This window comes from Sporosarcina sp. P2 (assembly GCF_002743255.1).
Classification (GTDB): Bacteria; Bacillota; Bacilli; order Bacillales_A; family Planococcaceae; genus Sporosarcina.
The window spans coordinates 115,798-131,341 of sequence record NZ_PDYY01000013.1 but is presented as its reverse complement, the minus strand read 5'-3'; the positions used below and the strand labels follow the sequence as shown (position 1 = coordinate 131,341).

Sequence of the window (15,544 nt, the reverse complement as noted above, 5' to 3'; positions counted from 1 at the left end):
TTCGCAGCGGCGCGCTCAATGAATCACGTTACCCGCTCTATCAGGTCCCGCAAGCGCTCTATGCGTAGTGTAATCCGCTCAATCGCGATCCGTATCCGCCCATAGTTTTTCGTTACCCGCTCAATGTAGTTCCGCAAGCGCTCTATCAGTAATGTTATCCGCTCTATATGGATGGAGAACCGCTCTACATCAACAATTCATCCCTCCCAAAAGCACCACATCTATTCATTTCATTGGCAAGCTAAATGGATGTGGTATAATTTAGTTAAATTAGGCAGGAGGGGATTCTGATGATTCATTTTGTTCAATTTGAAGAGCAGTATATACCGAAGATGGCCGTGTTATTAGCAGCGAGACATGCAGATGAACGACAACGCTTTCCATTTTTGCAGGAACGTTTTGAAGATGTCGAACAAGCAGAAGAACGTTTGCGTGAAGAATTGGAGAAACCATATACAGGGGGCCTCGTGACTTTGCGTGACGAAGAGGTTATCGGCTATTTACTATACGAATATCGCCAAGATGCTACGCGCGGGCGCACAGTGTATGTTGGATATCCGTCATTTGTCATACATGAGGACGAGCATCCAAGATTAGCACGTTTGATGTACACGGAAGTTGGAGCGGAATGGGTTCGCAATGGCTATTTTGAGCATGTTCTAGATATACCCGTCGGGAATGATGAATTAATTCTCGAAATGCTGGAGCAATCGTTTCATTTTGAACAGCGCTTTGCGGCGTTGTCACTTGAACAGTATCGTTCACAGCCCGGAGAGAATAGTCTCGTGAAGATGAAGGAGCTAGTAGGTGACGAGCAAAAAATATTGCATAAGATGGCGCCGTGGAACAGTTTGCATCAAGCGAAAGCTCCCGCGTGGAAACCGATTACGCAAGAAGCTTTGGATGCGGAGCGTGATGTATTTGCAGCGTATGAAGGCAAAGAAGGTACGCGCAGCTGGGTCGCTGAGCAAGATCATGTACCTGTAGCCTTTCATCTATTCACGCCGGCGGACGCTCGACATGAGATGACGACGCCGAATGAGTCGGCCGTGCTTGTGCAGGGGACGACGAATATCGATATGCGTGGACAAGGCATCGGTAAGTCGATTGCTAACCATAGCTTTACTCAAATGAAAAATGCAGGCTTTAAATATGTCATGACGGATTGGCTGACGGCGAATCATTTAGCGTCGTATTTCTGGCCAAAGCTTGGATTCCGTTCGTATATGATTCGCATGGCGCGAACAGTGGATGCACGAATCTCATGGGCGGACGGACAATGACCGGCATGAAGTTCGTCACGTCATGGAGTGGCGGCAAAGACTCTGCACTCGCAGCATATCGCGCGATTCAAGAGGGAAATACGCCAGCGATGTTGTGGACCATGTTTGAGAAAGATCAGCCGCATTCTAAATCACATGCATTACCACTTGAGGTTGTTCAAGCGCAAGCCAAGCAGATGGATATACCACTGATGATCCGAAAAGCAGACTGGGCTGGCTATGAAATACAATTTTTAGATGCGATGCGCGCTGCTAAAGAACAAGGTATTCATAAAGCAGTATTTGGTGACATCGATTTGGAAGATCATTTACTGTGGGTACAGTCGATGTGTGCCAAAGTCGGCATGGAAACGTATCATCCCCTTTGGGAAGAACCCAGACGGATGCTACTCGAAGAATTTATAGCGGCAGGTTTTGAAGCCTATGTGGTCGTCGTCAATACCAAGATGATGCCTGCTAAATTTCTAGGCAGACGTTTCACGATTGAATTAATGAATGAACTGGAAGCACTCGGCATCGATAGCTGTGGTGAGTCAGGAGAATTCCATACTGTCGTTGTCGATGGACCGATTTTCAAGGAACGTATTCCTGTGAAAATGAGTGAAACTATCGAAAAAGAGGGCTATGTATTTTTGAAATGCGAGCTAGAACACGTGACTTCCACAGAATGAAAGGTGATCTGTGGAAGTTTCTTATTTTTTTGCTTGATAGATAAAAGTAGAAAAAGGAGTAGATGTCTAATGAATAGTAAGAGAATAGTGACGGAAGCGGATCTTCAAAAGTCTTTTGACATACGAAAAGCAGTATTCGTAGAAGAACAGCATGTTCCGGAAGAGGACGAGTTTGATGAATTTGATGTGCTGGGTGAATTATGTGAACATATTTTAGTGGAACATACAGGACGAGCGATCGCATCAGGTAGATTAAGAATAGTAGATGGAGTGGGGAAATTAGAACGCATTTGTGTGTTAGCTTCTCATCGGAGTTTAGGCGTAGGAAAAGTCATTGTTTCAGGGCTAGAAGATATCGCAAAGGAGAAGGGGATAGTGTCGTTGAAATTGCATGGACAGACACATGCAGAAGAATTTTATCGAAAACTTGAGTACGCAACTACATCTGATATATTCATGGAAGACGGCATTCCACATATTGTGATGGAGAAAGAGTTAGCTCTATAGTTTGAAAGAGCACTTGTTATGTAAAGAAATACCCCTAAAGTTAAAAATCTTACTTTAGGGGCTTGGTATATACTGTACGTAATCAACTTTTTATCATATACAGCTTACTTACGTAATTGAATTTCGATATGGATTTTCACTTCATCGCTCACGACCACGCCACCAGTTTCAAGTGCCGCATTCCATGTTAAACCAAAGTCTTTACGGTTAATCTTCGTATCACCCGAGAATCCAGCAGCTTCGTCTCCGCTCATCGGATCTTTCGCTATGCCTTCAAACGTTACATTGAATGTGACAGGTTTCGTTGTATCTTTAATGGTGAAGTCGCCAGTCACGTCGTACGTATCGTCTGATGTCTTCTTGATAGTTGTCGCCTTAAACGAGAGGTTTGGGTAATTTTCTACATCGAAAAAGTCAGCTGAACGTAAATGATTGTCTCTATCAGACTTGCGCGTATCAATACTGTTTGCATCAATTGTAAAATCGATTAATGCGTCCGTTAAATCTTGGGGATCCGCCTCGATAGTTCCTTGGAATTCGTTGAATGTACCTTTTACGTTTGAAATCATCATATGTCTTACCGAAAACTCTATTGTACTGTGTGCTGTGTCAACATTCCATTTTGCTTTTGTCATATAAATCTCCTCCGATAATGGTTGGTTTTTATGTTGCGTTCAGTAACTTACATGCAGCCTATTCAAGATGAACAATCCGAAGAATCTGAGAAACGAGCAGTAAGGTGATGGCTTCGTTTTTATTCGTTTTGGAAAAAATACTACTACCAACACTTAAGAACTATTTACCCTCTTTTGGGAAATATATGCGTATAGTAGGGGATTCGATGGAAGTCGTTCTAGTCGTATCTTTCTATTGATGGCTGTTTAAACGTTATGTGGTTGCAAAGAAATCGCAGTCAGTCCGTTAGTTTGCTTGTAAAACATCTACATACTGTCCTCATATTCATCGCTTTTTTTGATCTTCACCATGATTACTTTAGTTACGTTTTTTATCACGTACGTCGTGTTGAATTCAACCAATTTTTCGCTTGTTGCGCGACTTCCTGTGTCAGGCTATGTCCCTTCACCCAAGCTGTTGTGACCTGTGCTTCTCTTTCTTCAAAAAGACGAATGACTCGTTTGCTTTCAGATTCTGGTACAACCGGGTCGCCTTCACCTAGTGAAAGGAATATGTCCACATCGCTGAAATCCTGTGTTTCCGCTACATCTGCTGGATACAGTGGTGCGAATAAAGCCGCTTTTTTGAAAGTACCTGGCTGCATAAGCATCATGTGTATGGCAATGTTCGAACCGTTTGAAAATCCAACCAGAACCGTATCCTCTAGTTTAAAATGGTAGTCCTTTGATTTTTCCACGATAAACTCATACAGTTCATTGCCGCGAAACTCCAGGTCTTCCCAGTCGTACTGACCTTCACCGTGACGTTTGAAGAATCTATTCATGCCATTTTCCTGCACATTACCTCTGATTCCTAAAACGTTGTATTCAGGATTGAGTAGTTCGGCTAGGGAAACTAAGTCCGTTTCCGTACCACCTGTGCCGTGTAGCAAAACAAATACAGGTGCACCTTTTTTCTTTTCATTGTAAATATATTTCACTGCTTCAACGCCTCCAATTAATTAACAGCAAGTCTGTTTACAGTATTTTATCCATTTCCTATATTTCCAATTTCGGAAGTAGAGTTTCGTATTCTTGCCTTTTATGTTCGTATTGTTCCGGTAATTTCAGCGTGGAACCAAGAGATTGTATATTTTCATCTTTGGCGAATCCCGGACCGTCTGTTGCGAACTCGAATACGATTTTTCCTTTTTCTTTTGTATAGATCGAGTTAAAGTAATTTCTGTTCTTTACTTCAGTGACCCCGAATTCTTCATCTTGTAGGGTGGACTGCCATTCTTTTAATGCATCTATATGTGGAACAGACCAAGCAATATGGTGAACCGTTCCAATGCCGAATCTACCAGCAGGTTGCGGTGGGATGGAGGTTATGATGTGATGCTTTTCCAAGCCCGCTGTTTCAAAGTGGTGGTTCTGATCCTCAATATCTAGTTCGTTTAATCCCATAATGCCTGTAAGTAAATCCTTTGTGCCTTGCGGGTTTCCCGACAATAACACAGCTCCATGGAAATCAACTATGTCAAAATGATTCGCGGATATTTCGCCTTCGACAATGGCGAGCTCCAATCCATGCACATCATCGAACTCAAGTGTTTCTTTACCGAAAAGCTGAGTCATTTTTATGTGGATGTTTTGGGCGGTTAAATGTTGTTTCCAATAGTTCATACTTCCTTTAGGTACTCTGAAAGCAATTCGACCGACTTGACCGCTACCTTTACGTCCGTGATTCTCGTTTGTCCAAGGGAAGAATGTAATGACCGTACCAGGAGTCATACGATGATCTCCGAAGTACAAGTGATAGACACCCGGATCGTCAAAGTTTACCGTTTGCTTAATCAAACGGAGCCCTAGAACATCTCTGTAAAATTTCAAGTTTTCATTGGGGTCTCCTACAATGGCTGAAATATGGTGAATTCTTTTAATGGCTTCCATTTACAAAACTCCTTTTAAAACGGTTATGAACGTGTTGTATCGAACGGGCGAATCTGAGATTCAATATATTCACGTTTTGGTTCAAGGAATGGCGGAAGTGCAAGGTTTTCACCCAATGTTTCGTACGGTTCATCTGTCATGAAACCTGGGCCGTCTGTTGATAGCTCGATGAGAATATGACCGATGCGTGTATAAAGTGCTTCAAAGTAGAAACGGTCTACATGACCGGAATGCTGCATCCCCATTTTATCGTATGTTGCTTCCCAGTTTTTAATCGCTTCATGGTCTTTCACTCTGAACGATACATGGTGAACCTGTCCATAGCCTTGACGTCCTGGTGTGGAATCATCATATCGTAAAATGACCTGTCCGCCGTTGCCTCCTTCACCTACGTCAAACAGTGTGACGTTATCTTCTTCAAGAATCGGTTTCATACCATACACATCAGTAAGCATTTTTTTAAAGTCTTCGAAATAACTAACTGTGATTTCAATTGGTCCTAAGCCGTAAATTGCGTATTCTTCAGGTACGGGTCCGTTTTTCCAAGGTGTGCCTGGTGCTACGCCTTCATTATTCTCATCGGAGAACAGTTGATATTTCTGCCCATCCACTTCTTGGAAAGGTAGCACCTTTTTTCCGAAAAGCTCTTGAATGCCGTCGTTTTCTATGCCGAACTCTTTGAAACGCTCTAGGTAATATTCAAGTGCTGCGTCGCTAGGCACTCGTAGTCCTGTTCTGGAAATCGAGTTTGTCCCGGGTGTCCCTTTTGGATTGTTCGGGAAGTCAAAGAACGTCATGTCTGTCCCTGGTGAACCGATATCGTCTGCGAAAAATGTGTGATACGTTTGGATGTCATCTTGGTTTACGGTTTTCTTAACTAATCTCATCCCAAGTACGTTTGTAAAGAACTCATAGTTTCTCATTGCGTTGTCTGTCATTGCGGTAACGTGGTGAATGCCCAGTAATTCGTTTGTCATATACTAAAACTCCTTTATAATTGTAATTAATTAATATGTTACTAATTCGAGATATCGGGTTAAAAAAACTAGATTTACTATTACATATTTTGTGCATGTAAACCTAATTTTTTTAACTGTGTAATGAGTTGTTCTTTTTCTGATATATTTAGCCCACTAAAAATTTCTTTAATTGCTTTCTTGTGTGGGGGGAAGATCTCATTCATCAGTTCCGTGCCTTCAGTTGTTATAGACGCATATGTGACCCGTCGATCTTTTGGACACGGTTTTCTTTTTAGTAAGTTTTTCTTTTCTAATTTATCTACAACGTACGTGATGCTACTACTGGCAATTAATACTTGCTCACCGATTTTCTGTATCGGTTGATCGCCTTTACTATAAATTAACTCTAAAACGCCAAATTCTGTTGGATTTAAATTCGAGCGTTTTATATCTTCTTCCACGCGTACTTTAATGGATTGCAATGCTCGAGTTAAAACTATAAATGCCTTTAGAGACAAATCTTCTTCATAACGTTCTACATTTTGATTGTCCATGACGTTCTCCTTTTATCTCGAATTCAAGGTAATCATATAATAGGGACGTTACGATGTCAATCGATACGTTTGAAGAGAAATTAACACTTGAATACGAGGTGGATGTTTGGAGAATAGGTCGATCATGTCGTGTGGAGCGCAAGAATTTTTTTAAGTCTATTGTAAATGCTATACTCAGTACTAGTACAACGGATAAAGGAGTAATGTATTTTATGAAAAAATTTATCAATGCGAATATATATGGTGATCCACATTCCCATGAATTTTTAGTGGAAAATGGGCAGTTTAGAACAATAGGGAATGATATAGGCAACGCAGATGAAGTGATTGATTTAAAAGGCCGTTTAGTGTTGCCGCCTTATGTGGATCCTCATTTACACTTGGATTATATCTTTTCAGGGTTAGGCGAGGGAAATGCGAATGTATCCGGGACGTTATTTGAAGGGATTCAGCGTTGGAGTGATAATAAGAAATCATTGACTGAAGAAATGGTGCGTGAACGGGCAATTAAAGGAATTCAAAAAGAATTAAGCAAAGGGGTTCAATTCATTCGTACGCATGTAGACATTACGGATCCTAATTTGACCGGGATGAAAGCGTTAATTACACTACGCGAAGAATTGAAAGATCTCGTTACATTACAACTCGTAGCCTTTCCTCAAGAAGGATTCTTTAGATACGAAGGTGCAGAGCGTTTAATGGAAGAAGCGCTTGAAATGGGTGCGGACGTAGTAGGGGGAATTCCTCACTTTGAAATTTCTTACGAACATGGCGTGGAATCCTTGCGACGTATTGTCGACATGGCCATACAGCACAATGTGATGATTGATATTCATTGTGATGAAAACGATGATCCAAATAGTCGGTTCTTGGAAGTGTTAAATGCGCTCGTTATGGAAAAAGACTATGGTAAGTATACAACGGCCAGTCATACATGTAGCTTCGGTTCTGTGGACAATAGCTATGCCAATAAAATGTTAGGGTTATTTAAAGAATCACAAATCAATTTTATTTCTTGTCCGACTGAAAACGCCCATCTACAAGGACGTGGCGACAGTTACCCTAAACGTCGTGGCCTAACACGAGTAAAAGAACTCTTAAATAATGGAAACAATGTGGCATTTGCTCAAGATTCCATAGCGGATTACTGGTATCCACTAGGCAATGGAAACATGATGAATATTTTAGACAATGGGATTCACTTAGCGCATTACACACATATTGATGAGATCAATAAGGCGTTCGACTTGATCACATACCACGGGGCCAACCTTATGAGAGTAAACGATGAGTATGGTATTGAAGTAGGGAAACCAGCGAACTTCATCGTGTTGGATGCACAAGATCCGTATGAAGCCATTCGTGAGCGTGCAGAAGTGCTGATGTCCGTTAGGAATGGTGAATATCTCTTTAAGCGTGAACCACGAAAGAATGAAGTGGAAGTGGATTTTTTAAAATAATCGCGAGTTATCATAATTAATCTAAAAGAATGTATTCTCCTCGACAAATATGTTGAGGAGAATTTTTAATTGGATATATATAACATGGCCCTCCTGTTAGAAATGCGTGTTATTCTCCTGAACTGCACATTATTTTAAAAGGAAAGAAATTTTAAAAAGTGAAACTAATTTGAAACTATTTCTGTAATTCTACGTCTGTACGGCATACTACTAGATTAGGGAGAGGATGAAGTCGAATGAAGAATAAAATCATAGCGGTACTCGGTGCGATTTTGCTAGCATGTAGTGTACCTGTATCAAGCGCAGCGGCAGGCAATTCGGGTTTTCCGGATGTTCCAGATTCGAAGCATTTCGCGGAAGCAGTTAATGACTTGGCGTCACGTAATATAATTGGAGGCTATCCAGACGGTACATTCCGTCCGAACGACTCTATCACGAGAGGGCAGGCAGCTGCCATTATCGTGAAGATGACGAAGCTTTCTACTACGAATATAAAAGATCCAAAATTCAAAGACGTGTCGACTGCAAATGGCTACTATAAAGCGATTGCGGTACTGGCGGAAAAAGGAGTCATCAACGGTTATGGAGACGGGCGATTCGGACCAAACGATTCGATTACGCGCGCGCAAATGGCTTCGATTATCATCAAAGCGTTTGAATTACCACTATATCGTGATCCCGATTATGGATTTAAAGACGTTGTGCATAAAAATGGCCACAGAGATGGAATTTATAGTTTGTATCAACTCGGGCTGACAACTGGTACATCTCCTACGACATTTAGTCCAAACGCCACTATTACAAGAGGCCAAGCAGCGAAATTACTAAAAGCGGCGGAAGATGTGAAGCCTGGAATTCTAACGATGCATGCGAAAGATTTTAAATGGAAGAGATTCAATAATGTCAGCAAAACGAACTCGAATGTATTCGACGTCGTGGCAGACAGTGAAATCCCAAGTCAAGTCAATTTGCAAACGAAGATTCATATTGTTCCAAAGGAAGAAGGAACAGCTACACTGACTTTTTCAGGGGTAGCTTCATCTGATACATCCGATAAAAGTTATAGAAAATACTATGTGCATGTCAAAAAAGTGAATGGTGCATGGGATATTTCATTGGAAGAGACTGAAGACATTTATTCCACACCTGTCGTGCTGTGGAAACATTATGAAAGAAGAGAAAATAACGAACCGTTCATAGATGCTACATCGATTTCCCTTTCGACAGCAGCGGGAAAACTGGTGAATGATCGGGTAGAGTTTAAGCGATGCGAAAATCAGTTGCAACAATATTGTCATGTCATCGAACTGGATCAGCCGGGCGAATTTATTGCGACGGTTACGTATGCGGATGGCAAGATTGTACGTTATTATGTCTCATCAACTGAAATTAAAGAACAATTTTATTATTACATCCATGTCACGCCGATCAAATCGGAAGAGGTGCTGAGCATTTGGGAGGGCGCTAAATTGGGCAAGCACGTGCTGCCTAAAGGAAGTGAACAGATTGCGACAGTGACAAGAGATCCGGGGACGAATGTGTTCCGTATCACACCGAAGAAACCAGGAGAATTCTTTGTCGACTTCCCGGAAGCCAAGGGCGTGTCGCAGGGAAATCATAGAGTTTACTACGGCATCACAGTGAAAGTCCGTCAACTAGGCGCTTATCTGCATGTAGATGCAACGGTTAGTGAAGAAGACGATATGATTTTTAATTAATTAAATAGGATTGAGCAAAGCAGACATGCATTACGTGTCTGCTTTTTTCAATTTTGCAAAAAATATCCCGAGCAGTATTGTCCTATGCTACACTGAAACTACTAACAAACTCTGACACAAACTAAAGGAGGGCGTGTAGATGAATGTGATTGAGATGAACCATGTGACGAAAGTTTTCGGCAAGCATCAGGCGTTGGATGGACTGGATCTAGCAGTGAAGAGCGGTGAAGTGTTCGGTTTCATCGGACCAAATGGGGCAGGGAAGTCGACAGCCATTCGGGTGCTGCTTGGCATGCTTCGTACGACAAACGGAACCGCGACGATTTTCGGCAAAGACGTGTGGCGAGATGCAGTGGACATTCATCGACGTGTAGCGTATGTACCAGGGGACGTAAATTTGTGGCCGCAGTTGACGGGCGGTGAAGTCATTGATTTATTCGCGAGCTTACAAGGGAAGATTAATGAACAAAAACGTGAACAATTACTTATGCGTTTTCAGCTAGATCCGACGAAGAAGTGCCGAACGTATTCGAAGGGGAATCGACAGAAAGTTGCTTTGGTGGCGGCATTTGCCTCCGATGCAGAATTGTTTTTGCTAGACGAACCGACCTCTGGACTCGACCCGTTAATGGAAAAAGTGTTTCAGCAATGTGTGGAGGAAGTGAAGGCTGAAGGGAAGACGGTGTTGCTATCGAGTCATATTTTATCGGAAGTCGAGAAGCTATGTGACCGCGTAGGCATTATCCGACAAGGGCGTCTGATCGAGTGCGGTACGTTGAATGAACTACGGCATTTGACGCGGATGCAGCTGACGGTGGCGACGCGAAATCCGATTGAGTCGCTTGTTTCGTGGCAAGGTGTCCATGATGTCGTGCCAACGGAATCGGGCTGGACATTTCATGCGGATGCAGATGAAATGGAAGCGATTATGCAAAAACTAAGCGCGCACGGTATACGAAAAATTGAAAGTGCGTCACCCACGCTGGAAGATCTGTTCATGCGGCATTATGAAGAAACTACGGAAAGTAGGGAAGTGTGATGAAGGGGGTCCCGTTTTCAGGTGTTCTCCGTCTATCCCGATTCATTATCCGGCAAGATCGCATGCGTTATTTGTGGTGGCTCGTTGGCATTATCGGCATGACGCTTATCGTGCCACCGGCTTTCAATGAATTATATCCAACCGAGCAAGATCGCAATATTATGGCAGAAACGATGAAAAATCCCGCGATGGAGGCGATGGTAGGTCCTGGAGATTTGGCGAATTATACACTAGGCGCCATGGTCTCGCATCAGATGCTGTTGATGACCGCCATCGCAGTCGCTATCATGAATTGTTTATTAATGGTACGTCATACGCGGGCAGAGGAAGAAGATGGGCAGGCGGAATTACTACGTTCGTTGCCGATTGCGCGGCATTCGCAACTGTTGGCTTCGATGTTTACGCTGTTCGGCGTCAATTCGCTACTAGCATCGCTAATCGGTATAGGCTTATATAGTCTTTCATTTGAAAGTATGGGGCTGTCTGGATCGCTTATTTACGGTGCGTCGCTCGGTGCAATCGGCTTATTTTTTGCAGGTGTTACAGCGGTTTGCGCGCAACTCTCGGAAAGTTCGCGGGGGGCAGTGGGGCTCTCATTTACCATCATGATCAGCTGTTATGTAATACGGTCGGTTACGGAGTGGATTCCACCGTTTGGCTGGCTTACGCAAGTTCAGCCGTACAGCGATAATAACTGGGTGCCTGTAGTGGGATTGATAGGCACAAGTATTTTATGGTTCGTGCTGGCAGTCGTTCTTCAAGGCAAACGCGATATCGGCTCAGGCTTTCTTCCTTCGAGAAGCGGCCGTGCGCATGCTTCGATTTTATTGCGTCATCCGATTGGGCTCGCTTGGCGACTGCAAAGAACTGCGTTCATTTCCTGGTCAATTGGCATGTTCGTGCTCGGGTTGTCTTATGGTTCGGTCCTCGGAGATTTGGATTCATTTTTTCAAGAAAATGACCTGCTCGCTTCGATGATTGTAGCAGATGAAAATAGTTCATTGACTGCGCAATTCCTGCCGACGCTGATGGCGGTACTTGCATTTATTAGCACGATTCCCGCATTGCTTTCTATCCATAAAGTAGTAGGAGAGGAGCGGAAGTCACGCGTAGAACATTTGCTAGGGCGGGCTGTTTCGCGAAAAAAATTACTCGTTTCCTATTTGGTGTTGGCGTTGTTCACTGGATTTCTGATGTTGAGCTTCTCGGCACTCGGTTTATGGTTAGCGGGCACTACGTCAATGGAAGATCCATTCACGTTCCCGATGGTATGGCAAGCTAGCATCGTTCATTTTCCGGCGCTGGTTATGATGATTGCGATCAGCATATGTTTGATTGGCGTCGCACAAAAAGCGACAGGCTTCGTTTGGCTCTATTTATTTTACGGATTCCTTACGCTATATTTAGGTGGCTTATTCCAGTTTCCTAATTGGATGGAAAAACTTTCACCGTTCGGCTTTGTTTCCAAGTTGCCGATAGAGGACATGAACTGGCTGTCTGCTGGTGGGTTACTAGCGGTGGCGGTTATTTTGCTTATTTTCGGTATGAATCGGTATAATAATCGAGACATAGAAGGATAGAGGTGGGTCTATTCGTCATGAAATGTACGTTCATGTATGCCTGCTCCTGTTACGTTTAGCGAGGGCTCTAGTTCTATACTAGAATCATTGCATAGTAGTCCGTCCATAAAACCAATTTAAAAAGCGTTTCACTTTTATAGTAATGAGTTCGGTTGATGGGGTGAAAAGTGTAATTATCAACGCAAATAACAAGTTAATCAGCATACATTTCAACAGTGAAATAGCCATATACAAACAAGTAAAAGCGCTCAGATTTACGAGCGCTTTTTAGCGTAATATTCTACTATCCTTATTGAACTAAAGCTACCCGTTAGCTCAATAGGGTGCTTACACAAATCTTTCTTTATTTATTCTTTAATTTCATAAACTAAAACATCAAATAATTTTTCGTCGGTATAAAGCAAAATTGCCCATTCTCCTGCCTTTGGAATCTTCACATTTGAAGGTGCGTGTGCATTTGCCCCATTATTCTCTCCTGAAAGGTTTGTAGTCCAACCTGTTGTCAGAATTTGATGGACAGTTCCCGTTTCTTTGTGAAGACCAACGACCGTTAGTTTGGTTGCCACGGGATTCTCAATTCCCCAAAGGTGCCACATCCACTTTTGACTGCTTAAACTTGGCATATCCGCACCTATAACACCTGATTTGTTTTCATTTCCAATAATTCCTCTGTCACCAAATTCAACGGCTTTTCTTTCCCAATTGATTGTTTCCAAATCACTTTCTTGAACAAAATTTGGAATATCATCAGGTAAAACTGTCTTACTATCTACTGCTTTATCTGATGTACAACCCACAACAAAAAACAACATACTTAATAAAGTTAACATCATAGTTATTCTTCTCATAAAATCACTCCCTCAAGATACAGTATTTTCTGTCATTTTTAATTATATCATTTAGTCTACCACCTTCTTGAACTAAACTACCCCGTTAGTTGAAGAACATCGTTCCATAATCTTCAATGTATTTTAACGTAAATTTCTTATCTTCCTTCTATAATTTTCTTTCCAATATCTAATCTGCAAGTATTTTCACAAGTGTATTAGCGAAGGCACATAAATTTATGTGCCTTCGCTAATACCAGTGCTAATTGCTGTTCCGGTTCGTCTATATAAATCATCTAAACGTTGATATAACAACAAAAATGGGGACACCAATTCATATGCGAATTGTGTCCCCAAATGCTATGTTTTTTATAGTTTTCTCCCCATTAACTGAACCCGTTACTTTTATAATGGAACGCTTTTTCCTATACAATCATTCTTACAAATACATTTGAACTGCATCAACTACACTATACCCACCGAGGAAAATTGCAATCAAGATAACGATCGCTCCAATGATATTGAGTAAAGTGGAGTTGCGCTGATCACCGAGTAATTGTTTATTATTCATGATGATAAACAAGTATACCGCAACAATCGGAAGCAAAATACCATTCAACGCTTGTGCTGCAAGCAATACGTCAAGTGGGCTGAAGCCAATTGCGGATGTGATAATACCGATGATAATTACACCGGAGAATACCATTTTGAACTTTTTATTCTTCATTCCGCCTTCCCACTTCAGCACACTGCTGATTGCAACTGCTGCACCAAGTGGACTTGCGATAGCGGAGGAGAAGCCTGCTGCGAAAATGCCGATCGCGATAAATACTTTTGCCCATGAACCGAATAAAGGTTCCAATTGGACGGACAGATCCGCAACACTCGTTACTTCCATGCCCATCATCGTAGAGGCAGCTGTGATTAACACGGCAGCAGTGATTAATCCACCGACACAAATCGAAATGATCGTGTCCCATCTTGCTTCCTTCAAGTCACTTACTTGCGTCCAACGTTCTTGCACCATAGAAGAGTGGATGAAGAAGTTGTATGGAACGACTGTGGTTCCGACCAGTGCGATAATAATAATGATCGAACCAGTTGGTACACTTGGGATAAATGCTCCCGCAAATACCGCGCCGAGATCAGGTTTTACGACAATCATAGTCGTAATGAACGTCACACTCATGACGATGACTAGGAAAATCATTAACTTTTCGATTAATTTATAACTACCTGACAATCCGAGAAACAGAATCGCTATGCCAATGAAAGGGCTTACAATATGTGCTGGAATATTCGTCAATGTAGAGACACCAAGGGATGTTCCCATCAAATCTCCCGAAATATACGCAGCACAGCCAACGCCGATCGATATAATGACGAGCCATATAGAAGCGAATTTCAGTAAAGGCTGTTTAAATTGGTCGTGTATCGCTTCGCCCAATCCCTTTTTTGACACGACACCAAGTCGTGCAGACATTTCCTGAAGAACGATGGTTGCGATAATAGAGAAGACTACTGCCCATAGAATGGCGTAACCAAATCCAGCACCTGCACGAGTGGCGGTAGTGACAGTACCTGGACCTATGAATGAAGCCGTAATAATGGCTCCTGGTCCCATCGATTTTATCTTTGATAATAGCCCTTTTTTCTTAGCTTGCTGTGTAGCGGGTACGTTAGCGACCATCTTCTTTTCCTCCCTTACGTGTCCTCACTGTATAGGCGAGGAAAAGAAAAGTCACTTTTCCTCGAGTGAGTTATAAATGGTTTGTTTGGATACACCTAATAATTCTGCAATTCGATCAGCTGATCCTTGAATTAGAAAGATCCCTTTACTTTCCAACTGCCGCACAAAAGTAATTCGGTCCTTACGCTTCAAGTTTTCCACATCGATTCCAAGCTCCACTATTGTGCTTTTGGTGATGTTGTCGAACACTTCATCGATATGAGTCGCATACGTTTCATCAAAATGCTGCCCGTCGTAGCTCGTATCCGGTCGAATCATTTCTTCTAGCACATGGTGTAAACGATTGATTTCCGTAATATCCAAATTGATACCAAGGAAACCAATCACTTTGCCATCCATATCTCGAATGAAAACAATGGAAGTCTTGATCATCTTTCCACGCGTCGTATTCGTGATGATGCCATTCAGATCTTTAATATCCTCATGCTTCTTCTTCAGTTCTCTCAAAATGACTTCCGTAGTAGGGGCACCAACCGATCTGCCCGTGACATCACCTTTTAAATAAATTAAAGAAGATTCTACTTTCGTCACGTCATGGATCACCACTTCGCAACTCACATTGAACACACTATATATGGCATCAGCCATTCGTATATAAGAATCGAAAATCAATTGGTTTGGATTCATAA

15 protein-coding genes are annotated in these 15,544 nt (G+C 42.2%); 7 read left to right on the top strand and 8 right to left on the bottom strand.

The genetic code is table 11. The features are described from left to right. Nucleotides 1-290: 290 nt before the first annotated feature. The 3 genes from CSV67_RS13865 (at nt 291) to CSV67_RS13855 (ending at nt 2,461) form a co-directional block, all read left to right on the top strand. Complete coding sequence (locus tag CSV67_RS13865) at nt 291-1,283, top strand: GNAT family N-acetyltransferase (protein ID WP_233192623.1); 993 nt, start codon at nt 291-293, stop codon at nt 1,281-1,283. Beyond that, nucleotides 1,280-1,954, top strand: a complete 675-nt coding sequence (locus CSV67_RS13860; RefSeq protein WP_099632186.1) for a Dph6-related ATP pyrophosphatase — start codon at nt 1,280-1,282, stop codon at nt 1,952-1,954. Before CSV67_RS13865 ends, CSV67_RS13860 begins: the two co-directional genes overlap by 4 nt. A 69-nt stretch (nt 1,955-2,023) precedes the next feature. Further along, the gene (locus tag CSV67_RS13855; protein WP_099632185.1) at nt 2,024-2,461 is read left to right on the top strand and encodes a GNAT family N-acetyltransferase; all 438 of its coding nucleotides are present in this window, start codon (nt 2,024-2,026) and stop codon (nt 2,459-2,461) included. 104 nt (nt 2,462-2,565) lie between these two features. Here the strand turns inward: CSV67_RS13855 and CSV67_RS13850 are convergent, their stop codons facing one another. The 5 genes from CSV67_RS13850 to CSV67_RS13830 form a co-directional block, all read right to left on the bottom strand. Continuing rightward, nucleotides 2,566-3,096 carry a YceI family protein gene (locus CSV67_RS13850; protein ID WP_099632184.1) on the bottom strand — a complete coding sequence of 177 codons (531 nt, stop codon included), beginning with the start codon at nt 3,094-3,096 and terminating at the stop codon, nt 2,566-2,568. A 374-nt stretch (nt 3,097-3,470) separates the two neighbouring features. Further along, nucleotides 3,471-4,076, bottom strand: a complete 606-nt coding sequence (locus CSV67_RS13845; RefSeq protein ID WP_099632183.1) for an alpha/beta hydrolase — start codon at nt 4,074-4,076, stop codon at nt 3,471-3,473. Nucleotides 4,077-4,134: 58 nt separating this feature from the next. Beyond that, on the bottom strand, nt 4,135-5,028 hold the full coding sequence (locus CSV67_RS13840; RefSeq protein WP_099632182.1) for a VOC family protein: 894 nt from the start codon (nt 5,026-5,028) through the stop codon (nt 4,135-4,137). A 23-nt stretch (nt 5,029-5,051) separates the two neighbouring features. Beyond that, nucleotides 5,052-6,005 (bottom strand): ring-cleaving dioxygenase, encoded by a 954-nt coding sequence (locus CSV67_RS13835; RefSeq protein ID WP_099632181.1) that lies wholly within the window; start codon nt 6,003-6,005, stop codon nt 5,052-5,054. Between the two features lie 80 nt (nt 6,006-6,085). Then, nucleotides 6,086-6,541, bottom strand: coding sequence for a MarR family winged helix-turn-helix transcriptional regulator (locus CSV67_RS13830; RefSeq protein WP_099632180.1), 456 nt, complete (start codon nt 6,539-6,541; stop codon nt 6,086-6,088). Between the two features lie 212 nt (nt 6,542-6,753). Between CSV67_RS13830 and CSV67_RS13825 the strand changes: the two genes are divergently transcribed. From CSV67_RS13825 to CSV67_RS13810, 4 genes are all read left to right on the top strand, one after another. Then, a complete protein-coding gene (locus tag CSV67_RS13825; protein WP_099632179.1) occupies nt 6,754-8,001 on the top strand; it encodes an amidohydrolase family protein in 1,248 nt (415 codons plus the stop codon). 236 nt (nt 8,002-8,237) lie between these two features. Continuing rightward, nucleotides 8,238-9,719, top strand: coding sequence for an S-layer homology domain-containing protein (locus CSV67_RS13820; protein ID WP_099632178.1), 1,482 nt, complete (start codon nt 8,238-8,240; stop codon nt 9,717-9,719). Nucleotides 9,720-9,858: 139 nt separating this feature from the next. Next, nucleotides 9,859-10,758, top strand: coding sequence for an ABC transporter ATP-binding protein (locus tag CSV67_RS13815; RefSeq protein ID WP_099632177.1), 900 nt, complete (start codon nt 9,859-9,861; stop codon nt 10,756-10,758). Further along, nucleotides 10,758-12,338: an ABC transporter permease gene (locus tag CSV67_RS13810; RefSeq protein WP_099632176.1), complete on the top strand. Its 1,581-nt coding sequence runs from the start codon at nt 10,758-10,760 to the stop codon at nt 12,336-12,338. Before CSV67_RS13815 ends, CSV67_RS13810 begins: the two co-directional genes overlap by 1 nt. A 347-nt stretch (nt 12,339-12,685) precedes the next feature. Here CSV67_RS13810 and CSV67_RS13805 read toward each other — a convergent pair whose 3' ends face one another. From CSV67_RS13805 to CSV67_RS13795, 3 genes are all read right to left on the bottom strand, one after another. Then, the gene (locus tag CSV67_RS13805; RefSeq protein WP_099632175.1) at nt 12,686-13,186 is read right to left on the bottom strand and encodes a hypothetical protein; all 501 of its coding nucleotides are present in this window, start codon (nt 13,184-13,186) and stop codon (nt 12,686-12,688) included. A gap of 418 nt (nt 13,187-13,604) precedes the next feature. After that, entirely contained in the window at nt 13,605-14,855 is a 1,251-nt protein-coding gene (locus tag CSV67_RS13800) for an Nramp family divalent metal transporter (RefSeq protein WP_099632174.1), read from the bottom strand. Between the two features lie 51 nt (nt 14,856-14,906). Further along, nucleotides 14,907-15,542, bottom strand: a complete 636-nt coding sequence (locus CSV67_RS13795) for a helix-turn-helix transcriptional regulator (protein ID WP_099632173.1) — start codon at nt 15,540-15,542, stop codon at nt 14,907-14,909. Nucleotides 15,543-15,544: the final 2 nt, after the last annotated feature.